The organism is Desulfobulbus alkaliphilus, from assembly GCF_016918545.1.
Classification (GTDB): domain Bacteria; phylum Desulfobacterota; class Desulfobulbia; order Desulfobulbales; family Desulfobulbaceae; genus Desulfobulbus; species Desulfobulbus alkaliphilus.
In genome coordinates this window covers 78,218-100,103 of sequence record NZ_JAFFQC010000006.1, presented here as the reverse complement: position 1 = coordinate 100,103, position 21,886 = coordinate 78,218, and the positions used below count along the sequence as shown (strand labels likewise).

Here is a 21,886-nt window from a genome sequence, read left to right as displayed (position 1 = left end):
TGATATCACTGATATCACTGATCATACAGGTGCCTGGATCCGTGAGCGTACTTAGTACCACACAGGTACAACCCTGGTGATCGATTAAAACAGCGTCGTCAGTAGCGAGAGCACCCTTTTCCTGCCCAAAAAGGCACGGTATTTGCTAACAAAAGAAACAATCATACCCACGCCACCCTGGCCGAATGCCGGCTTGAGGATGGCTTAAGCCGTATTTTCCTCACTGCCCGTACGAGAGAAAAATGAAAAAGATCTTTACTGTCATCACCGCCTGCCAAATCCTGCCACTGCTTTTTGCCTGCTGCCTGGCAGCAGCCTCCACCGCGAACCCTGTGCTGCGCAATCTGAATCACACCACCCTGTCACCGGAGACCGAAAAGGTGACCATGCAACTCAATGGTGCCCACAGCCCGACAATTTTCACCTTGAAGGGTGATACACCCCGCATTGTCTTCGATTTCCCCGGCATGATACAGGCCAGAACCGTCGCCAACTCCACGCAGGTCGATGGCAAGATGGTGCAGAGGATCAGGGTTGGCATGCATACCGGCGATGAACCCAAAACACGGGTTGTTCTCGATGTCGCTTCTCTCGATGGGGTAACTTTTACCCCGCACTTGGACGAGCAAGCCCAGGTGCTGACGGTCCTGATAACCGCTTCCACCGCTACCCCGGAACTGAAGGCTGAAGGGAAAAAAACCGCGGTAACGACGCAACCGGCTCCCCCCATCCACGAGACGCCGTCTCCGGAAACAACCCCTACTTTCGAACCCCTGCCCGCTCCGGCTGAACGGCCGATAGAGGTGGCCACGGCGCCCGCTCTAACTCCGGAAACGACCCAACCGCGGCTCCTTAACATCAGCTTTGACCCAACTGCAGCCCAGGGAGAAATGGTTCTTTTCAAGCTCAACGGTTTTTTCCCTCCCAGCGTACGTGGCGTGGAAGAAGGCAATCCCCGGGTGATCTGTGATTTTGATGCTGTCGAGTTAGCAGATACCGTGGGCAACACCATCGAAGCCGATGGCCGATACGTCAAAAACATCCGGGTTGGCAAACATACAAATCCGGAACGTGTGCGGGTCGTTCTCGATCTCGAACCGAATAAGAGTTACGATCTGCAACAGGTCTTTTTCAGGGAGGACAATCTCTTTGTCATGATCGTCAATACGTTGGAGGATGGCCAGCCATTTAACGCACCTGTTCAATGACGAAATGCGGTGGCGGAGACAAGTGAAAAGCGCTCCACGGCAGCTGATCGTGCGAATAGATCATCTCTGTCCACAGGGTCAGGGTTCCCGTCAGCGCTTTACCGGTGATGCGCACCTCCCGAGGCCATGCATATCCCGCCTGACCAAGCTTTCCGTATGCCGAATAAACAACATCGACCAGCACACTTCTCTCATCCTCGACCAGGAGGTGGCGGAGCATGGTGCCTGTCTGCCTGTCGATCAACACATGATGAGCCACGGAAGAGCGAGGGTCTTGCCCTACATACCAAAAGCCGAGCAGATCCGGTGCTCCGAAAGCCTGATATTTCGCGGCATCGGTTACGATGAGAAAACCACCAAGAAGGGGGAGCACATCTTCAGGATGAATAGCCGCCGGCACATGAGAATGCCAGAATTCCGAATTGGTTGTCCCCTTATAGATCCGTCCGACCCGATTATCCACCATGGTAAAAGTAGAACCATCGGAAACAGCGGTTAAGAAGGGACGACCCAGTGGATCGGTTGCTGAAAAACGAAGGAAAGCCGGGCGTTGCCATTGCACGATGGCGCCGACGCCTCCCTTGCTGCCAAGAATGTCCCATTGCAGTCGCAGGTCGGCATCAAGAGCTGTCGGGCGGTCCTGCTGAACAAAAGCGGTCAGCAAGGCAGCCGCATCCTGTTGTTCCTCGGGATCGAGCGGCACTGACCTAGGCAACTTTGGCGCACAGCCACAGATCAGCAGCAACGCACACGCCAAGGTAACAAAATCAAATAGCCGCGAAAAGATAAACCGTCTCAAGGCGACGCCTGCTTTTCAAGAATCTCGATCTTCTCCAGAACCCTCTTTTTCTCCTTTTCGTCATCTTCATACAATTCCGCAGCCCGCTTGAACATATCCAGCGCCTCCCGGATGCGACCGCTCTCAAGGTAGACATCGCCCAAGTGGTCGAGAATGGCCGGATCGTCGGGAACAAGCTCCACCGCAGCCTCCAGTTCCCTGGTTGCCTGATCAATCCGTCCGAGCCGAAAGTACACCCAGCCCAGGCTGTCACGGATATAGCCATTATCCGGTTTCAACTCAATGGCCCGCTGAATATACTCCAGGGCTTTGTCGAGATGCACCTTCTGGTCAGCCCAACTATAGCCGACAAAATTCAACGCTGCGGCATGATCCGGTTTTAACTCGATTATCCGCAGCATGATCTGCATGGCTTCATTATGGTCACCGCTATGTTCAAGCCACAAACCGTATTCGTAGAGCAGATTTTCATCTTCAGGAAAAAAAGCAAGCCCTTCAAGCAAGACCTTTCGCGACAGATCGTCACGGTCATTCAACTGATGAAGGACAGCAAGCATGCTGTACATCTCGGCGCTGCGAAAGGTGTCTAAAGCAACATGCTCTTCAAGCACCTGGATAGCTTCCTTGAGGCGATTCTGTTCCCGCAGAATCCTGACCTGCAGCAACAACGCTTCCGAATACTCATCGGCTCTCTGCTCAATGAGGCGGACCTCCTGCAGCGCCCGATGATAGCGTTGCGTCTGTACAAACAGCAGCGCCAGAAGATATCTGGCCTCAGCCAGTTCTTCCCGCTCCAGGATGCTTTCAGTGACAGCTATTGCCTTGTCGAACTCACTCTGCCTGGCATACAGCCGCGCAATAGTCAAGTCAACCCGCTGCGGCTGGTCAACGAAGGATCTGAGATTGTTGAGTTCAACCAGAGCCTGTTCATCTTTATTCTGCAAGAGATATACATGGATCAGGGCAATACGGGCATTTTCGTTCTCCTCCTCCCGCTCGATGATCTCTCTATAGACAGCCGCGGCCTCCTCGTATCTGGCTGCGCTGAGAAACATTTCGCCAAACTCCATCTGCAGATCGCTGGACCAATTCCTGGCCAAGGCCTTTTGATAATGGCCAATAGCCTGATCGATGGCATTTTCCATCCGCAAGAGACGGGCGAGGAGAACATGGCCCGAATAGGAGTTCGGATCGAGCACCAGGACACGGTCAAGAACCGATCGGGCCTGATCGAATTGAGATTCGGCAAGATACATCTCGGCGAGAAGGAGCAGGATGGTCGGATCATCGGGATGGCGGTCACTGATGATGCGGTATTGCTGCCTTGCTTGACCATGATGACCCTGCCGGGCGAGCACCTTGGCATAAAGCATTCTCATGCCGGAATTTTCAGGATTATTTTCCAGGTAGGTGTCAAGCCAGGCAGCCGCTTCATCGGTTCGTTCCAACCGAAGGAGAAGCAGGGGTATCTTCTGATAAATGAACTGCGCACCCGAATCGCAGATCAGCGCTTTTTCATAGGCTTCCAGGGCTTCGGCAAACCGGTAACGCAATTCAGCATGCCGCCCCCAGAGAAAGTAAAAATAGGAACAACTGAAATCAACCTCATTGTCATCGCTGCCATTGACCGCTGACAGTTGCTTCTGTCTCTCCAGCCCCGGTTGCGTAGACTGTAACCCGCAACTGCTGAGTAGAAATACCAGGCACCCCAGAAAAGCAGCCCAGCGATGAACATTGCAGCCAGCTAGCCAGTACATCCCTTCCTCTTTCTTCTGATCAGTTGCAGTACAGTTTTCCTGATTGAATCCTGTACAGCTTCCACCGGTTGAGCAGCATTAATCCGTACTATACATTTATGGGCAAAAGATGCAAACAGGGTGGCAACCTTTTCCAGTTGTTCCTGCTGTTCAAAATCGTTGAGACCTTCTCCCCGCAGCTCACGAATTCTGGCGACGCTCTCCGCTGCAGTCAGGGTTAAAAGCAAAACCATGTCCGGTTCCGGGGCAAAACCATGCCGCCTGAAAATAGCTTCCGGGTCACAACCGGCAGCACCCTGATAGGCAGCGGTTGAGAAAAAATAGCGGTCAGTGAGGACAATATCCCCCCTGGTCAGGGCCGGTTGAATGCACAGGTCCACATGCTGCTGACGATCAAGAAGAAATAACTCCAACTCCCGCTCCGGCGATACTTGACGACGATTGTGATACAGGGCTCGTATCTGGCGCCCATACGGACCGTCGGTCGGTTCCCTGGTGGCGACGACCGTATACCCCTGCTGCTGCAGATAAGCGGCGAGAAGACGCAACTGGGTGGATTTGCCGGTTCCGTCTATTCCTTCGAAGGCGATCAGCAGGCCCGTACTCATACCGACTCCTGTTCCATTCTTCTCCGATTACAGACAATACGCTTCGCAAGGGCCAGTGCAGCCGCGAGACTGGATGGGTCAGCACAGTTTTTTCCGGCAATATCGTACGCGGTGCCATGATCGACCGAGGTGCGGACCAGAGGGAGTCCGAGGGTGACATTAACGCCGTCATGAAAATGAAGTAATTTGAAGGGAATGAGCCCCTGATCATGATACATGGCGACTACGGCGTCAAATCGGCCGGAGACGGCATGGTGAAAGACGGTATCCGGTGGCCAGGGACCGGTGACCTCTCCCTCGCCCGCACATTGGGCCACTGCCGGACCAATAATGTTCTGCTCTTCATGACCAAACAGCGACGCCTCACCGGCATGGGGATTCAATCCGGCCACGGCAATACGTGGATGACGCACCGCGAAATCACGCTGCAGGGCATGCCGGGTGGTTTGAATACACTCCACGATCTCCTGCCGGGAAAGAAGTTGACTGACCCGACATAGTGGTTCATGGATGGTGACCAGAACCACTTTAAGCCGCGGCCCAGCCATCATCATCCGGACCTTGGCGGTTCCTGTGAGCGCGGCAAGCATTTCCGTGTGCCCTGGATAGAAGTATCCAGCTTCACGTAGACTTTTTTTGCCGATGGGACAGGTGACCAGGGCGCTGCAGTGCCCTTGAACGATATGGTGGACAGCTTCTTCGATGTAGCGACCCATGGCCTTTCCGGTGCTGCGGTTCGGATGTCCCCAGCGGACAGTCAGGTCACCGGCCTGCCCGACCTGGATGACAGGCAGAGTACCTTTGTGGATGGGCTCACCCGGCTGCCAGGGAACAATGACTGGTGGCTGGTCAACCAATTCGGCAGCCTGTTTGAGAACACCTTGATCACCGATCACAACAGCATGACCGGCGACGGGCATTTGCTCTTCACTGAAAAGTTTGCAGAGTATTTCCGGACCAATACCAGCTGGGCAGCCCATGGTCACGGCAATAGGTGCCTGTATTTTCTCATCCATGGCTTTCCTCAAAACCTTTCATGGCAGACGATGACGGGTGCTCACCATCCCTGTCTCCTTGACCGGTTGCAATTGCTCCCACAGTGAGATTATTAATGAAGATGGCGTGCGGACGGATGCCCCGAAGGGCGGCTGGTGGAGATCATTATCAAGGACTCCCCTGCAAGTATAATCTGGTTACAGCACGATATATCCAAAACAAGTGTCCAGCCGTCACGGATTCAGGTCATTGATTGCACGCGCAGGGTTGTTGTAGCCAATGCTTCTTTTCTATCCACAACAATCAAAAGCATCTCGAATATGCTCGATTTTGTCGGCCTGATTTTTTTGATTGAGGACAATAGCAATGACGTCAAAACGGGCTGGGACATCATCCAGACGCCGGCTGAGGAGATACTCCCGGGCAATGCGCGACAGACGACGCTGCTTTCTGACGTCAACCGCTTCCAGAGCAGTCGCGCAGAACGCTGAAACATGTCTGGTTTTCACTTCGATAAAGACCACTACCCCCTGATCCTTGGCGATGATATCCATCTCCCCAAAAGGCTTGCGGTAATTGGTCTCCAGGATTTCATAGCGTTGGCCGGTCAGATACTCTGCAGCGATACGCTCACCCAACTGGCCGGTGCCCACACTTGTTTCTTTCTTGCCCACCGGATCACTCTCCTTCCCACAGACTGCCCTGTTTCCGCGGAAAAGGAGTTCCGCCCGCGCCGAGGTATTCGCGTACACCGCGAAAAGTGCGCCGGTGCAATGGGCACGGTCCATAGCGATTGATGGCCTGACGATGCGCCTTGGTGGGATAGCCTCGATGGCTAAGAAAACCATACTGGGGATAGAGTCTGTGGGCATCAGCCATAAGCCGGTCCCGAACCACCTTGGCAGCAATTGAGGCAGCAGCAATGGATGCGCTTTTCGATTCTCCCTTGACCAGGGCGAGCTGGGGTATGGGCGATGGTATTTGAAAGGAACCATCAACAAGCAGATGGTGCGGTGCACGCCCCTCGTTATTACGGGTACAATCCTCAAGGGCCCGTTTCATGGCCAGCAAAGCAGCCTGGAGGATATTGATTTCCTCGATTTCCCGAGGATCGGCACTGCCAATCCCGACGATGGCTCCGATGGTGGTGAGAGAGACAGATAATTGCTCCCTGCGACGGCTGGACTTGATGGATTTAGAGTCTTTGAAATGAGAACAGATGCTGTCCTGCGGCAGGATGACACATGCGGCAACAACGGGACCGGCAAGTGGACCGCGACCGACCTCATCAAGACCTGCAACAACCGGGTATCCCTGTTCCTGGAGCTGACGCTCGAAAAAAAAGGTATCACCAGGTTGACAAGCGGGATTGGATAGAAAAAAATCGGTTGGCTTCATCCTGAATCCGGGCCGGCTGGACGCTTGTTTCGGATATATCGTGCTGTACTCAGATTATGCTTGTAGCGGAACCCTTGAAAAGACCTTTCACCAGCCGCCCTTGGGGGCATCCGTCCGCACACCATCTTCATTGCCCGTACCCGTCCAATAAAGTCTCCTTGAATCGAACGGCGACGAACAACGAAGCTGACGCACGGACGAGCGCTCACGGATGCAGGTTCTTTGCAAAGGACCCATCTGTCCCAGCGGCAGTGGGAAAAGGTGACACGGGTGCTCAACAGGGAACAAGGACCACCCGGCAGCCTGAAAAACTCCCGGGTGTCTGGATCCTGCCAATCTTCGTGCTCCTCCCCGTTGTGGGAAAGAGGAAAACCTGTTTCAGATGATGCCACGCTCCCGGATTCGAGCAGCTTTGCCGCGACGTTCACGCAGATAAAAAAGCCTGGATCGTCGGACACGGCCCAAGGTGACAACCTCTATCTTCTCGATTCGCGGCGAATGCAGCGCAAATGTTTTTTCGACCCCGACACCGTGAGAGATCTTGCGGACAGTGAAGGTGGCGTTCATGGTCCCGCGTTTGCGCTTCAACACAACTCCTTGAAACACCTGCACTCGTTCTTTGTTCCCTTCGATAATTCTGATATGCACCTTGACAGTGTCACCAGGCCGGAAGGCCGGGATGTCAAAACGCATCTGCTCTCGATCAATTTTATCCAATATATGCATAGTCACACCTGTTAAGTTTGCGGGGGTAAAGCTGCTCACCTCCAGTGCTTCGCTCCGAAGGATGCCTCCAAAAATCATCCTGGAAAATAATCTTCTTCCTCTTGTCAGCGTTTACCCGGTCCAAGTAAACGATACCTGAATCCGTGCCGGCTGGACTCTTGCCTGAGTATTTTTATACTGTCATCAGGCTATAAATTGCCTCAAAACATTTGACAACGACCTTCACTCACCGTCCTTGGGGGCGTTCGTCGGCACGCTCACGGATCCAGGTACCAGTGATTCCCGGTCCAGCAAACGGTTATCAGCACTCCAACACCCCAAGCAGTCTATCGAGAATGATTGCTGCCGCAGACCGAACAGAAAGGTGATTGAAATCGGTCATGCCGCACAAGGGGGGCAGGACACCATCCGCGCGGCCCAGAACTTCGGGATCAAGTCCCCAGGCCGTTCCAAAAACGAGCAGAAGGGGTTGTCCCCGCCAAACTTTTTCCCGTATCGTTTCATAGGGGATAGTCTTGCGCTGCATCCTGGCACAGGTGGCAAGCACAAGAGGTGTCTGACCGAAGCGTTCCGTACTGCCGGCAACAGCCTCGGCCAGGTCGCTGCAGACGGAAATAAGGGACAGAGCCGCCCCACGGTCCGAATTGACCCTGCCCCCATGGCCACTGATCCAGTGTTCGACGATCTGTCCTGCCAGAAGCTGCTGTTCGGCAAAGGGTGTCACCACCCAAAAGGTACCCACTCCATAGGTTTTCCCAGCCCGGGCAATATCATGCAGATCGAGATTCGTGACCGCCGACCCTATGATTTCACCGTGCCGGTTGATGACCGGATAATGAACCAGAGCAATATCAACCCGGATGGGACAATTTGCTCCTGCTTTCCTGGACAATGGCTTCGACCTGTTCAAGCAGTCCTTCTTTTTTCAATATACGCTGCTCATCGGCTGTAAACCTGGCGGTTGCCAGCAGGTCTGGTCTCCGATCCATGGTGATCCGAACCGACTCGATCAGCCGATAGGTAGCTATGGCACGATGATCACCGGAGAGAAGAACATCCGGAACAGGTACCCCCTCAAAAATACGCGGCCTGGTAAACTGTCCATGTTTCAGCAGACCGCGGCTGAACGAATCATGGTCAACCGATGCGGAGCAACCAAGAACACCGGGAAGCAATCTGGTTACCGCATCGATAACGACCAGGGCGGCCAGTTCTCCACCTGTGAGGACATAATCGCCAATGGATAGTTCTTCGTCCACATACCGGTCACGAAATCGCTCGTCTACCCCTTCATAGCGGCCGCACACCAGAATCAGCCGGGAGTATTGGCTCAGGCGCTGCGCTGTTTCCTGGTTCAATTGCCGCCCTCTGGGGGACAGGAGAATGATCGACGACCGGTCATGATCAACAGCTATCGCCTGCAGGCAGCGGGCAAGAGGTTCAGGTTTCATTACCATGCCCTCTCCGCCTCCAAAAGGCCGATCATCTGTCATGCGGTGACGGTCAAGTGCATAGCCACGGATATCATGAACATCCACGCTGATTTTTCGCGCAGTTCGTGCCCTGCGCACGATTCCCTCTTGGAGGGGAGATAAAAAAAAATCAGGAAAAATAGTGAGGATATCAAATACCATCAGGGCCCAATCCAGGCTCAGCTGTTTATTTCGAGCAATCCCGGGGGCAGGTCGAAAACAATCCGATCCTCTTCAATGGCAACAATGAATTTCCTCGTCACTGGGATCAGATATTCTTTACTCTCCTCTCCCAGCACCAGGATATCCTGGCCTCCGGCGCTCATTAGTGCCCGGACCATGCCGATAATCTCTCCGTCCACGGTCCAGCCCTGCTTACCTACCAGGGTGTGGAGGTAAAACTGATCACCGTCGATGGACGGCAAATCACTGCTGGCGACCCATATACGCATTCCTGCCAGCTGCTCAGCCTGTTCCCGGGTGGAACACTCTTCCAACTTGAGGATCACCGTCCGGCCGTTCACCCTGGCCTGAATATTGGTACAAGGCATCTTCCTGCCTTGGTCACTGACTGCAAGATACAGGTGGCGGTATCGGGCGATGTTCTCCGGTTGTTCGGTAACAGGTCGAACTTTTAGTTCCCCCCGGATACCATGTGGTTTGGTCACAGTGCCCAGCAACACGAAACGCTCCGGTCGCAGACAGGCATCCACGGTCACTATTCCACGATTTCCAGCCGGGCGCGTTTAGTGTCGCCGGTGCGGGAAGCGGCCAGCACCGCCCTCATGGCCCTTGCCGTTCTTCCCTGTTTGCCGATCACCTTGCCCAGATCTTCCTGGGCGACCCGTAATTCAATGATGACACTCTCCTCATCTTCCTGCAGGGTCACTGCTATTTTTTCCGGATGGTCAACCAACCTTGAAGCGATAAACTCTATCAACTCTTTCATTTAAGCGGTGGTGACCACTTCCGGCACATATTTTTTTATCAGGCTCTGGACCGTTTCAGTCGGTTTGGCCCCTTTTTTTATCCAGTCATCAAGCTTCTCGCTGTCGAATCGAACTGCTGCCGGGTCCTGCATTGGATCATAGGTACCGACTATATCAAGAAATTTGCCGTCGCGAGGTGCCTGACTGTCAGCGACGACTATTCGATAAAACGGATGTTTTTTTCTGCCCATTCTGGTCAAACGAATTCGAACTGCCATTGTGTATTATCCTCCGATGGATATCTTCGTCTCGACAGAGCAACTTCTGCATGGGACGATGATTGATTGTTGGGTATGCTTTTTTCTCAGGTAAACGGCTCTTGTCAGCAGGGCAAGAAACCGGGTGCCCTCATCGCTCATACGCAGCGGATGCACGCTGACATCCCCGGGGCAGGGTTGCATCAATTCGGCGGGCGGTCAGTTGCGGCCAGGCCGGTCAAAGGCTCAAGGTTTTTTATCGAACCATTCCCTTGGGTATCTTACGACGCTTTCCGCCGGTCATAACGCCTTTGCCCTTCATTTTCTTCATCATTTTCAGCATCATGGTATAACTCTTCAGCACGCGGTTCACCTCGGCAACCGTGGTCCCTGATCCTTTGGCGATACGGGCTCGGCGACTGCCATCAATAATCTTGTAGTTCCGTCGTTCTTTGAGAGTCATGGACCGGATGATCGCTTCTGTTTTGCCCAATTCCTTAGGATCGGGCTGTGGTCCATCCTTCAATTGCTTGAGCTTGCTGACCCCGGGGATCATCCCCAACAGTTGCTCCAGGCTGCCCATTTTCTTGATCTGCTGGATCTGGTCGAGAAAATCCTCAAGGGTGAACGTATTCTTGTGTATTTTCTGTGCCAGTTGTTCCGCGTTTTTCTTATCGACAACCGCTTCCGCTTTTTCGATAAGGGACAGCACATCCCCCATACCAAGGATGCGCGAGGCGGTCCGATCGGGATGGAAGACTTCCAACGCTTCGACGGATTCACCGACACCAACAAACTTGATCGGTTTTCCCGTCACTTTTTTCACGGAAAGGGCGGCCCCCCCCCGGGCATCACCTTCCATCTTGGACAGGATGACACCGGTTATCTCCAGTTCGGCATTGAATCGTTCGGCTACGGTCACTGCATCCTGACCGGTCATGGCATCGGCGACAAACAGAATCTCGGCCAGGGGCACCACCCGGCTGATCTCCCGCAACTCGTTCATCAAAGCATCGTCGACGTGGAGACGCCCAGCCGTATCAATGAGCACGGTGTCATAACCGCTGGTTGAGGCCTCAGCCACCGCCCTTCGGGCTATATCCACCGGATTTTGCGCGGTTGTTGAAGAAAAAACCGGTACACCGATCTGTTCACCGAGTATATGCAGCTGCTCGATAGCTGCAGGTCGGTAGACGTCAGCCGGAACCAGAAAAGGATGACGCCCTTTCGTTTTCAGCTGAAGCGCCAGCTTGGCGGCTGTTGTTGTCTTTCCCGAGCCCTGGAGACCGGCCAGCAGCATCACGACCGGCTGCCGTCCATCAAGCCGCAACGGCTGGGCCTGGCCGCCAAGCAAGGCAACCAGTTCCTCGTGAACGACTTTGACCACCTGCTGCCCCGGCGACAGGCTGGCCAGGACCTCCCGGCCAACGGCTTTCTCCGTTACCGTGGCAATGAATTCCTTGACAACGGCAAAATTGACATCGGCTTCCAGGAGCGCGGTGCGCACCTCACCCATGGCCTCCTGGATGTTTTCCTCAGTCAGTTTGCCGTGCCCGCGCAACTTTTTGAAAGCACTTTCGAGGCGGTCGGTTAATTTCTCAAACATGATTCATACACTGTTTTGTCGCTGTGAATTGAAGCGCGGATACGGACTACACGCTTCTCTCAGTGTTGCAAAGAGGAAAAGCGCATTTTATTACTCGAACGATACCGTCTTGTCAAGTAAGAAGAAAACGATGGTGGTCCAAGGCGTTATCGCTTGCTCAGCACCCTGACAACCTCATCAAGAGCTTCCGGACCGTCAGCTTGCAGGCAGAGGATGTCCGTTTTTCGCGGCAGTATTTTCCTCATCATGCCGGTCAACACATTTTTTGGACCCAGTTCAACGACAAGCTCAACTCCTTCCTCAATCATCCGAGACATGCTTTCCAGCCAACGGACCCGCGAGGCGATTTGCCGAGCCATGATCGCTTTGATCTCGCGAGGCTGATGCTCGTACCCTCCGGTTGCATTAAAAAGAACTGGTATTTCAGGGCTTTGGAAATAAATCCCCGCCATGTACTCCGCAAAATCAGCAACCGCCCCAGCCACCAGTGGGCTGTGATTGGCAACGCTCACATTCAGGGCAATGACTTTAGCACCCCGCGCGGCGCAGAGTTGACTAACCCCGTCGAGCCCCCTGGTGTCACCGGACAGGACCACCTGAACGCCTGTATTGTGATTGGCAACGACAGCCACTCCAGGCCCGGAGTACTCCTGCAGGATCCGCTCGATCTCCTCGATACCCAAGCCAATGACCGCCCGCATGCCGCCCGGATTTCTGGCGCCCTCGCGTTCCATCAGTTCACCACGCTTGGTCACCAAAGCAAGGGTATCTTCCAGCGAAAGGACCCCGGAGGCATACAGTGCTGAATATTCTCCCAAACTGTGTCCAGCGAGAAAAGCGGGACAGAAGTGAGGCAGGCGTTTTTTCAATTGATGCCAGCAAATCAGATTCACCGCTGTCAACGCGGGTTGCAGGTACAGTACCCTGGTTACATCCTCAATGGGTCCTTCAAAGCACAGTCGGCGAATAGGGAATCCACTGATTTTCTCGGCAAGATCCATGACCGCCATGGCATCGGGATCGTGTTCGACAAAGACCTGACCCATGCCGAGATACTGGGATCCCTGACCTGGAAAAATTATTGCTGCTTTTTTCATGATTCAGTTCTGCGGTGCGGGTTCCAGGTGCCCTTATTCAGCGATCAAGCACCAGGTTTTTAAAAATAAACAGAGAAACACCGATGAAAATGGCGGAATCTGCGACATTAAAGGTCGGCCAGTGGTAGCTACCAATGTGAAAATCAAGAAAATCGATGACAAATCCAAAGCGGATCCGATCGATCATATTGCCGACAGCACCGCCGGCAACCAAGGCCAGGGCCACGGTGTACAGCGTACTGTTTCTACCGTAACTTCTTTGAAAGAGCCAGATCAGCACCAGGGCGACCAGAGCGGTGCCGATAAAAAAGACCTGTCGCCACAGTGCCGGCTGGCCGGCCAGAATACTGAAGGCCGCTCCATTATTGGTCAAATAGGTCAGATTGAAAAAACCGGGCAGGATGGTTCTACTTTCAAAAAGAATGAAATTATGAAATACCCAGTACTTACTGACCTGGTCGACGAACACGGTCAAAATGATGATGCTGAAAAACCAAGTCACGGGAAAAACCAGTTCAAACCGCCAGTGCGCTGACAACCTTGGCACAACGACGGCAGAGAGAAGGATGTTGGGGATCTTCGCCAGCGGTTGTGGTAACCATCCAGCAACGCTCACATTTCACACCGGGCGCCGGATGGACAGCAAGAGCGACGCCAACGGGAATCTCCGCCGGGGTGAAGAGCCGATCCTGATCTTCTTCCCCAGCCAGCCGCAGGCTGGAAACAATACAGAGTTCCCGTAGTTGCTCGATATTGTCAGCGAGGAAACCAGCCCATGTATCCTCAACCCGCAGAACCACCTCCGCATCCAACGAGAGGCCAATGATTTTATCCCTTCGGGCCAGTTCAAGCACCCGAGTTATAGCACTTCGCAGAGTGAGTAGCGTATTCCATCGCTCATTAAAAGACCTGTCTCGAAGGATATCATCGATTTGAGCAAAGTCGGTAAAGAACACGGACTCCCGCAGTGGGGTTTCCTCGCTATGATCATAGAGGTGTTCCCATGCTTCCGCGGCCGTAAAACAGAGGATTGGGGACATCAATCGCAACAACCCGTCGAGGATACGGTGGATGACAGTTTGTGCTGCCCGTCGTTCCGGACTGGTCGGAGCGGAGCAGTACAGCCGGTCCTTGAGCACATCCATATAAAGGCTGGAAATGGTAATCCCACAAAAAGTATGCAGCCCCTGATAAATGGCATGAAACTCATAGCGCTCATACGCGCTGGTGATACGCTCGCTCAACTCAGCAAACTTCACCAGGGCCCAGCGATCGATGTCGAGCAATGCCTCCTGGGGAACCTTGTCGGTAGCTGGGTTGAAATCATAGAGATTACTGAGCAGAAAACGCAAAGTATTGCGCATTTTGCGGTAGGCGTCGGAGACATGCCGGAGAATTTCATCGGAGACCTTGACATCATCCTGATAGTTTTCACTGGCAACCCACAGACGCAGCACCTCGGCACCGTACTGGTCGATGACCTCCTGAGGGGCGATGACGTTGCCAACCGATTTGGACATCTTCTTACCCTGGCCATCGACCACATAGCCGTGGGTCAAGACACCTGCATAGGGTGCTCGGCCCCTCGTCCCGACAGCGGTGAGAAGGGAGGATTGAAACCAGCCGCGGTGTTGATCACTGCCTTCAAGATACAGGTCCGCCGGGGCACGCAGTTCGGGGCGGTGTTCGAGGACAGCGGCATGGCTGGTACCGGAATCAAACCAGACATCCAGAATATCGGTTTCTTTGCGAAACGAACCGTGACCGCAGACGCAGCGTGTTCCGTGGGGGATGAAATCAACTGCTTCATGTGTATACCAGGCATCAGCCCCTTCTCTGCGGAAGAGTTGATCGATCCGGTCACATACCCCCGCATCCTTGAGCACCTCGCCGCATTCGGCACAGGAAAGGACTGTAATCGGCACTCCCCAGGACCGTTGACGGGACAGACACCAGTCGGGTCTGGACTCGACCATCCCCTGAATCCTCTGTTTGCCCCAAGCAGGCGTCCAGGTGACTTCTTCGATGGCCCGCAAGGCCAGATCGCGCAACTGCAGTTTGTCCATGGAAATAAACCATTGGGCAGTGGCCCGGTACATCACCGGTTTTTTGCAACGCCAGCAATGGGGATAGCTATGGTTCAAGGAAGACTCTTTGACCAGAACGCCGGCGGATTCCATATCTTCTAAAAGCTGCCGGTTGACGTCGGGAATCCGCATTCCTTCATACTTGCCCGCCGCCGCGGTAAAACAACCCTGATCATCCACCGGCGAGAACGCCTCCAGACCATAACGGAGACCGGTGAGATAGTCATCAGCGCCATGACCAGGGGCGGTATGTACACACCCTGTTCCGGCCTCGGTGGTCACATAGTCGGCGAGGACCATCAGAGAGTCCCGCTGTATGAAGGGATGGCGGCAGCGTTTTCCCTCCAGCCCAGTGGCGGAAAAAGTGGCAATGACAGTGTAGTCTTCAAGCGAAAACAAGCTCATGCAGGATGCGACCAACTCCTTGGCCAGGATCCAGACTTCGGCACCGACCTCGACGGCGGCGTATTCGGTTTGCGGATGAAATGCAATGGCCAGATTGGCAGGCAGAGTCCAGGGCGTCGTGGTCCAGATCAGCACCTGCACTGTGCGTCCTGCAAGTTGCGGCACCACTGCACCAAGATCGTCAACGACGGGAAACTTGACGTACACCGATGGCGAGGTATGATCGCCATAATCCACCTCGGCTTCGGCCAGAGCCGTGGTACAAGTCGCACACCAATATACTGGTTTCTTGGCGTGGACAATCGCCCCGGACAACAGGAACGTATTGAACTCCCTGGCGATAACCGCCTCATAAGCATAGTTCATGGTCAGGTAGGGATGCTCCCAGTCTCCGAGCACCCCAAGACGTTTGAACTGTTCCCGTTGTGTTTTTATCCATTTTTCCGCATAGGACCTGCAGGCAGCACGCTTTCCCAGAACCGATATGGTCTGATTCTTGGCCCCGAGGTCAAGATCAACGTTATGTTCAATGGGGAGGCCATGGCAGTCCCAGCCAGGAATAAAAGGTGCATTGAACCCGGCCAGTCGTTTAGATCGAAGAATAATATCCTTGAGCACCTTGTTGAAAGCTGTACCCAGATGAATGTTACCGTTGGCATAGGGAGGACCGTCGTGGAGAACGAAAAGTGGTCGGTCCGCTGCTGCCTGCTGCAATTGCTCGTAGAGTTGCTCCCTGTCCCAGCGCTTAAGCGCCAACGGCTCTTTCTGGGTCAGGTTGGCCTTCATTTTAAATCTGGTCTGTGGCAGATTCAGCGTATCCTTGTAATCCATTCCCGTTCTCTATGCATCTCAGAAAAAAGTAAAAAAGTGGACCCTGCATAAAGCTTGTAATTTTAACAAACAAGATTGATTCTGCAAGGGAAAAGGCGGTGAGGCAGTATGTACACCCTGGACCTGTGAGCGTCCGTCCGAAGGGAGGCTGGTGAAGGTTATTATCAAGGATTCCGCTAAAATTATAACCTGAGGACAGCAATAAATATCCAAAACAAGCGTTCAGCCGGCACGTATTGAAGTACACATCATCCTCAGCTGAACGGGTTCCACCCGGTGCAGAGCTCAACAGCAGCCAGACAAATTAACTCATCTAAGCTGTCTGCCGGCGACTGCCGTTCTCCTGGCTTGTCCTTTTATCAATGCCGTTGTATCTTGCTCGTTCCGAGGAGGACGCCACGCCTTGGCAGTGAGCGTTATCCTGAATCCGTGAGCGTCCCACCCACCGTCATGGATTCAGGGCTATAAAAACGGAGCTAGATCGTGAAAAACGAAATTCCAATTTCTGCTTGCAGCATTTGTGGACAACAACAGCAACCGTCGTTGTTGTCTGAGGACGGAGCTTGCCAGTCCTGTCGGATTATTGTTGACACCATCAGGGATCATCCGGAGCGAATACGGGCACTTTGGCTGCTGCATCGCAACGAACCGATCCTTGCCAATCTGGAAAAACGGTCCATCGACAGTGAGGCCGAGTTGCCTGATGTTCTTGACGGGAAAAGGTATCGGACCGTGGACCGGGACCGCAACAAGTGGTACCTCTCGGTGAGTGAAGTGGCGGGTAAGCCGGTGGAGGTGTTTGCGTCGACTGCCTTTGATCGCGATCACGAATTGCAGTCACGCATTTCCAACCTGACCACCATTACCAGGCTTATCTCTCTTATTCTCCGTCATATTTCTCTTGGCGAAACGCTGACCTTCGATAAATGCCTCAAACAGATTCAACGCAGCTCCCGCCAGAAAAACGACCTCCCCGACATGCTGTACAGGGTCTTGAGCCGCTACAATCTTCCCAGGGAATGACATTCTGTGCCGCGCTCCTCGAAGGTGAACGGTCACAAACGCACACCAGCTCCTCGGAGGCATGACAAACCCCACACAGCCCTCGTTTCTAGATGGAAAGAATGGGCAAGCAAACAGCTGGTCTACAGTTTCTCCATGAATTTTTTGGTATCGATAATGAACCGCTCGTGTCGGCCTTTGCCGATCTCCCCTTTTTCATCATGAGCGACCAGTTCAAAAACCAGACGACGGCGATCGATTTCTACCAGATGCGATTCACAGGTGACCTTCATACCGATGGGAGTGGCCTTACTGTGCGCGATATCAATTTTGATGCCAACCGTACCGTACCCTTCCGGCAGATAGGTCAGCACCGACTGCAGGCTGGTTTTTTCCATCAGAGCGACCAGGGCCGGTGTGGCAAAAACCTCGACCAGCCCGCTTCCGTACCGGGCTGCTGTATCCTCAAAACCAACGATCAATTCCTCTTTGCCGCGAATTCCTTGTGGTATCTGAATTTCCATATCAACGATCCTCCCTGGAAAGAAGCGGGTTGCCCCGGTACTGTCCCACCTGTTTGCACAGGCAGAAACGCTACTCCGGGAATTGAACAAATAGTGTAATATTCGACTTATAACAGGCATAACGTTGCCGGTCAAGCCGTAAATCAGAACCATCTTTTTCCAGCCCATCCCGGTTGCAAAGAAACATCTTTCCGGGTCAAAACACCCTCAACCATCAACCTTCCCGAAAGTGTGAGCGCGGCGGATAGGAATCTTGTGAAAAAAAATATTCTGTGCTACACTGTGACCGAAAAATCGTATCCCTTTCACCGCTGATATAGTTGAAATTGAAACAACTCTACCTTGATAATATCTGTAATCCGCGCACTTGTCCGCTCCTGGCCCACGCACCCCTTCCGAGACAGCGACGCTGATTCCCCACCACGGATTCCACTGACAACTCACTCCCCCTATGCCAGAAAACTGCACTCTTAACGATCTCGACGACGTCTCGGCGGCGGAGGATGAAACGCTCCACGGCGTGTATGCTCTGCTTGCGTCCACCATGCGCTACCCTGACCCCGCTTTCTGCAACGACACCCTCTTCGCTGCTTTGGACTCGTTGCTGGTATCCCTTGACTGGCAGACAGAGCTGAAGGCTTTTCGCCAGTGGAGGGAAGAGAGCGTTGATCCGCTCGACGAACTGCGCACCGAATACACCCGGTTGTTCATCAACTCCGCCCCCCGAACAACCGTTCACCCGTATGCCTCGGTCTATCTGGACGGCGATAAGTGCCTCCAGGGCCGGACCACTGAACGGACCAGAGATTTTTATCGTCAGCGGGGCTATGATATCACCAGGACAACCGAACCCGCTGACCACATCAGCATTGAACTCGATTTTCTTGCCGCACTGGCTGGGGAAGGCCGACATGCAGACCAGGAACTCTTCCTGCGCACCCTTTTTCGTCCCTGGTTTCAACGGTTTCAGGAGAAAGTCATCCAAGAAGCTCGACATCCTTTCTTTAAGGTGTCACTACAGTTAATCGATTTTTTCACCAAGGAGGAACAGTAAATGGCAAGGCATTTAACCAGGCGGAGTTTCCTGAAAGCCGCCTCCATTGCCGCTGCGTCCGTGCCCCTTTCCAAGATTGCGGCACAAGCACAACCGGGTGTGGTCAGAGCACCGCTGGCGGCTCCAGGAACATTCAAGAATACCCAGACCGTAGTCGGCGGGTTATGTGAAATGTGTTTCTGGCGCTGCCAGATGGTCGGCAAAATTCGTGACGGCCGCCTGATTAAACTGGAGGGCAACCCCAAGTCCATCGATAACGAAAGTGCCCTCTGCGCCCGCGGCAATGCGGGGGTGAAGATGCTCTATGACCCCGACCGGCTCAAATACCCCATGAGAAATGTCGGCTCCCGCGGTGCGCCCAAATGGCAGCGGATCTCCTGGGAGGAGGCTCTGGACACCTGCGCTGAAAAACTCAAGGCCGTGATCGACCGGGACGGTGTCCAGTCGGTGTGCATGTTTCCCCATGGTTCCTCATCCCGCTATCCCAACCAGTTTTTCCAGCGAACCGTGGGTACACCCAATATCTCCGAATCCTCGTTTTACCAGTGTCGCGGCGTCCGTGATCTCGCCTACATGGTGACCACTGAAATCCCGCCCAATGAGGACGTGGACATGGCCAATGCCAAGGTCATCTTTCTGCTTGGTTGTCATTTCGGCGAGAACATCCACCTCTCCCACGTGAAACAGTATGTCAGAGGTCTTGAAAACGGTGCCAAGCTGGTGGTGGTGGACCCTCGATACTCGGCATCAGCAGCAAAATCGCACATCTGGGTGCCGATTCGACCCGGCACTGACACCGCCTTGCTGCTGGCGATCATGAACTACCTGATCCAGAACGATAAATACGACATTGATTTTGTCGAGCGGTATGGCGAAGGGTTCGAGGACATGGCCGAGGGCATCAAGGAATGGACCCTGGAAAAAGCGGCCGAGGAGTGTGACATCCCCGCTGCCCAGATCAAGGAAGTGGCCGATCTGCTGGCCGCTCACATGCCCCATGTCGCTATTCACCCGGGCCGTTTTTCCACCTGGTACGGCAACGACTTCCAGCGTGGTCGGGCCTTGGCCTGTCTCACCGGTATCCTTGGCGCGTTTGGAGCCAAGGGTTCCTTTGTGTCCGCTCAAAACCCCAGGGGAATAACCAATATCCGGTGGCCGATGGGTGATGAGCAGGTCGACAGCCTGCAGCGCATCCTCGATGTCCATCATTTTACTCCCCCGGGTACACCCACGGAACTGATCAGGGATGCCGCCCTGACTGGCGATCCCTTCCCGATCAAGGCCTGTGTCATCTGGGGCCAGAATCTTATCCAGACTCTGCCCAACCAGGCAAGAACCATCAAGATGCTGGAGCAGATGGATTTTGTCATGTGTGTGGATATCATGCCCACCGATATCACCATGTTTGCCGACATCCTCCTGCCGGACTGCTCCTATCTCGAATGTTACAACCAGATCAAAACCGGGACCCAGTGGGATCTGGCCGAAAAGCACCAACAGTTCATCACCGCCCGGATGCCCGTTGCACCCCCGGGTTTTGAACGCCGCGACAATGTCTGGATCACCAACGAGATAGCCAAGCGCCTGGGGTACGGGGACAAAATCCCGGCCCAAACCCAAGAGGAACTCAACGACAAGATGCTCGCCGGCGCAGGCCTGTCCCTGGCCCAGTTAAGGGCTGAAGGCGGCATTCATATCCAGCCCGGCGTGGATGACCCCTATGGCTTGGACGACGATTTTATCGTCCACTTCTTCAGCGACGATCTGGATTGGGACGGCTATCCACCGATCCCCACCTATATCCCGGTGCCACGCGCCCCGGAAGGGTATTACCGCCTGCTGGCCGGCCGCTCACCGCTCCACACCTTCAACCGCACCCAGAATAATAGCTGGCTGATGGCGGAAAATGATACCAACCCGGTGTGGGTGAATGACAAGCTGGCCGCCCGCCTCGGCCTCAAAGATGGGGATGAAGTCTCCCTGGTCAACCAGGACGGGATCGAGTCGCGCACCACCACCACGGTCAAGGTCACCCCTGGTATCCGCGAGGATGCGGTCTACATGTACCATGGTTTTGGTTCCATGAGCCCTGACCTGTCCATCGGCTACAATAAAGGCGTGGACAGTCAGAGTCTGATCACCAAATTGGCGGTCGACCCGGAAACCGGCACCCATGCTTTACGCAACAACTTTGTCAAGCTTGTCAAGATAAGCTGATATCTCAACTGCCTGATACGACCATCTCTGAAGGAGAGTACCTATGCAATTTGGTATGATTATAGATATCAACAGGTGTGTGGGTTGTCATGCCTGCGTGATAGCCTGCAAGGCCGAGTGGGAGGTTCCTGCTCAATTCAACCGCAACTGGGTCCACCGCCTGGGGCCGAGCATGACCTCAGCGGGTATGGCCTATACGTATTACCCCGGTCTCTGCAACCACTGTGCGGATCCGCCCTGTGTTCCGGTTTGTCCCGCTGATCCGGTCAGAATGACCATGCGGGATGCCAGAAGCGGTAAAACCGTCACCATGGAGGTCTCCGCCACCTGGAGAGATCCTTTCAACGGCACAGTCCAGATCGATACGGCACGCTGCATCGGTTGCGGGGCCTGTCGCGATGCCTGTCCCTACGATGCCCGCTACATCAACGAGGCCTTGGCCGATGAGACCAGCCTGGGCAAAGCCGACAAATGCACCTACTGCATGCCGCGGGTTGCCGAAGGGCTGGAGCCCTCCTGTGTGCAGACCTGCCTGGCCCGGGCCCGGATCTTCGGCGACCTCGATGACCCGGATTCCGAGCCGTCCCAATATGTCAAAAAAGGTGCGGTGGGCCTGACTTCAGATGCCGTCCAGATCGGCCCCCACGGCCTCTATTTTGGCAGTAAAAAAGCGGATATGGAGCTGCTGATGCAATCCGCGCCCCAGGAGATGCCTGTTGTCTCCCTGCGTCGCGGTCTGATGACCAAGATGTCGCTGACCGCTAAAAACCAGGTCAAGGAACTAGGTCTCCTCGGTCTGGCTGGAGGTCTGCTGATCAAATCATTGCAAGACGACAAGAAAGACAAGGAGTAGAAGGCCTGATCTCTTCCCTGCCGCTTCCCGGAGCGGCAGGGAACACCTGAACACCTCCTT

At 54.2% G+C, this 21,886-nt stretch carries 22 protein-coding genes; 5 read left to right on the top strand and 17 right to left on the bottom strand.

All coding sequences use genetic code 11. From position 1 onward, the window contains the following. Positions 1 to 242: 242 nt before the first annotated feature. Positions 243 to 1,208 (top strand): AMIN domain-containing protein, encoded by a 966-nt coding sequence (locus JWG43_RS04990; RefSeq protein WP_205241718.1) that lies wholly within the window; start codon positions 243 to 245, stop codon positions 1,206 to 1,208. On the opposite strand, the gene JWG43_RS04985 is transcribed toward JWG43_RS04990, so the two are convergent. From JWG43_RS04985 to ileS, 16 genes are all read right to left on the bottom strand, one after another. Further along, positions 1,189 to 1,923, bottom strand: coding sequence for a hypothetical protein (locus JWG43_RS04985; RefSeq protein WP_205241717.1), 735 nt, complete (start codon positions 1,921 to 1,923; stop codon positions 1,189 to 1,191). The two genes, JWG43_RS04990 and JWG43_RS04985, sit on opposite strands and share 20 nt — an antisense overlap. A gap of 80 nt (positions 1,924 to 2,003) precedes the next feature. After that, the gene (locus tag JWG43_RS04980; RefSeq protein ID WP_205241716.1) at positions 2,004 to 3,764 is read right to left on the bottom strand and encodes a tetratricopeptide repeat protein; all 1,761 of its coding nucleotides are present in this window, start codon (positions 3,762 to 3,764) and stop codon (positions 2,004 to 2,006) included. Continuing rightward, positions 3,752 to 4,372, bottom strand: a complete 621-nt coding sequence (gene tmk / locus JWG43_RS04975) for a dTMP kinase (protein WP_205241715.1) — start codon at positions 4,370 to 4,372, stop codon at positions 3,752 to 3,754. The genes JWG43_RS04980 and tmk overlap by 13 nt, the downstream gene beginning before the upstream one ends. Further along, positions 4,369 to 5,388, bottom strand: a complete 1,020-nt coding sequence (gene pdxA / locus JWG43_RS04970; RefSeq protein WP_205241714.1) for a 4-hydroxythreonine-4-phosphate dehydrogenase PdxA — start codon at positions 5,386 to 5,388, stop codon at positions 4,369 to 4,371. Before pdxA ends, tmk begins: the two co-directional genes overlap by 4 nt. A 270-nt stretch (positions 5,389 to 5,658) precedes the next feature. Then, positions 5,659 to 6,042 carry a YraN family protein gene (locus JWG43_RS04965; protein ID WP_338033234.1) on the bottom strand — a complete coding sequence of 128 codons (384 nt, stop codon included), beginning with the start codon at positions 6,040 to 6,042 and terminating at the stop codon, positions 5,659 to 5,661. A 4-nt stretch (positions 6,043 to 6,046) separates the two neighbouring features. Beyond that, the gene (gene rnhB, locus JWG43_RS04960) at positions 6,047 to 6,766 is read right to left on the bottom strand and encodes a ribonuclease HII (protein WP_205241712.1); all 720 of its coding nucleotides are present in this window, start codon (positions 6,764 to 6,766) and stop codon (positions 6,047 to 6,049) included. 378 nt (positions 6,767 to 7,144) lie between these two features. After that, on the bottom strand, positions 7,145 to 7,492 hold the full coding sequence (gene rplS / locus JWG43_RS04955; RefSeq protein ID WP_205241711.1) for a 50S ribosomal protein L19: 348 nt from the start codon (positions 7,490 to 7,492) through the stop codon (positions 7,145 to 7,147). A 301-nt stretch (positions 7,493 to 7,793) separates the two neighbouring features. After that, positions 7,794 to 8,384 carry an RNA methyltransferase gene (locus JWG43_RS04950; protein WP_240193389.1) on the bottom strand — a complete coding sequence of 197 codons (591 nt, stop codon included), beginning with the start codon at positions 8,382 to 8,384 and terminating at the stop codon, positions 7,794 to 7,796. Further along, positions 8,344 to 9,126 carry a tRNA (guanosine(37)-N1)-methyltransferase TrmD gene (trmD, locus tag JWG43_RS04945; protein WP_205241710.1) on the bottom strand — a complete coding sequence of 261 codons (783 nt, stop codon included), beginning with the start codon at positions 9,124 to 9,126 and terminating at the stop codon, positions 8,344 to 8,346. Before trmD ends, JWG43_RS04950 begins: the two co-directional genes overlap by 41 nt. 17 nt (positions 9,127 to 9,143) lie before the next feature. Then, entirely contained in the window at positions 9,144 to 9,647 is a 504-nt protein-coding gene (gene rimM, locus JWG43_RS04940; protein ID WP_205241709.1) for a ribosome maturation factor RimM, read from the bottom strand. Between the two features lie 35 nt (positions 9,648 to 9,682). After that, a complete protein-coding gene (locus tag JWG43_RS04935; RefSeq protein ID WP_205241708.1) occupies positions 9,683 to 9,913 on the bottom strand; it encodes a KH domain-containing protein in 231 nt (76 codons plus the stop codon). Beyond that, positions 9,914 to 10,171: a 30S ribosomal protein S16 gene (gene rpsP, locus JWG43_RS04930; protein ID WP_205241707.1), complete on the bottom strand. Its 258-nt coding sequence runs from the start codon at positions 10,169 to 10,171 to the stop codon at positions 9,914 to 9,916. Between the two features lie 235 nt (positions 10,172 to 10,406). Beyond that, a complete protein-coding gene (ffh, locus tag JWG43_RS04925) occupies positions 10,407 to 11,756 on the bottom strand; it encodes a signal recognition particle protein (protein WP_205241706.1) in 1,350 nt (449 codons plus the stop codon). Between the two features lie 146 nt (positions 11,757 to 11,902). Further along, positions 11,903 to 12,853 (bottom strand): ACP S-malonyltransferase, encoded by a 951-nt coding sequence (fabD, locus tag JWG43_RS04920; protein WP_205241705.1) that lies wholly within the window; start codon positions 12,851 to 12,853, stop codon positions 11,903 to 11,905. Between the two features lie 37 nt (positions 12,854 to 12,890). Then, complete coding sequence (gene lspA / locus JWG43_RS04915) at positions 12,891 to 13,355, bottom strand: signal peptidase II (protein ID WP_205241704.1); 465 nt, start codon at positions 13,353 to 13,355, stop codon at positions 12,891 to 12,893. Between the two features lie 13 nt (positions 13,356 to 13,368). Then, positions 13,369 to 16,176, bottom strand: coding sequence for an isoleucine--tRNA ligase (gene ileS / locus JWG43_RS04910; RefSeq protein ID WP_205241703.1), 2,808 nt, complete (start codon positions 16,174 to 16,176; stop codon positions 13,369 to 13,371). A gap of 546 nt (positions 16,177 to 16,722) precedes the next feature. Here ileS and JWG43_RS04905 point away from each other — a divergent pair. Next, positions 16,723 to 17,199 (top strand): TSCPD domain-containing protein, encoded by a 477-nt coding sequence (locus JWG43_RS04905; protein ID WP_240193388.1) that lies wholly within the window; start codon positions 16,723 to 16,725, stop codon positions 17,197 to 17,199. 122 nt (positions 17,200 to 17,321) lie between these two features. Here JWG43_RS04905 and JWG43_RS04900 read toward each other — a convergent pair whose 3' ends face one another. Further along, the gene (locus JWG43_RS04900; RefSeq protein WP_205241701.1) at positions 17,322 to 17,702 is read right to left on the bottom strand and encodes a thioesterase family protein; all 381 of its coding nucleotides are present in this window, start codon (positions 17,700 to 17,702) and stop codon (positions 17,322 to 17,324) included. 451 nt (positions 17,703 to 18,153) lie between these two features. Between JWG43_RS04900 and JWG43_RS04895 the strand changes: the two genes are divergently transcribed. From JWG43_RS04895 to JWG43_RS04885, 3 genes are read left to right on the top strand one after another with little or no spacing between them, the layout of a single operon-like run. Continuing rightward, positions 18,154 to 18,756 (top strand): TorD/DmsD family molecular chaperone, encoded by a 603-nt coding sequence (locus JWG43_RS04895; protein WP_205241700.1) that lies wholly within the window; start codon positions 18,154 to 18,156, stop codon positions 18,754 to 18,756. Next, positions 18,757 to 20,973: a molybdopterin-containing oxidoreductase family protein gene (locus JWG43_RS04890; protein ID WP_205241699.1), complete on the top strand. Its 2,217-nt coding sequence runs from the start codon at positions 18,757 to 18,759 to the stop codon at positions 20,971 to 20,973. A 43-nt stretch (positions 20,974 to 21,016) separates the two neighbouring features. Next, entirely contained in the window at positions 21,017 to 21,826 is an 810-nt protein-coding gene (locus JWG43_RS04885) for a 4Fe-4S dicluster domain-containing protein (protein WP_205241698.1), read from the top strand. Positions 21,827 to 21,886: the final 60 nt, after the last annotated feature.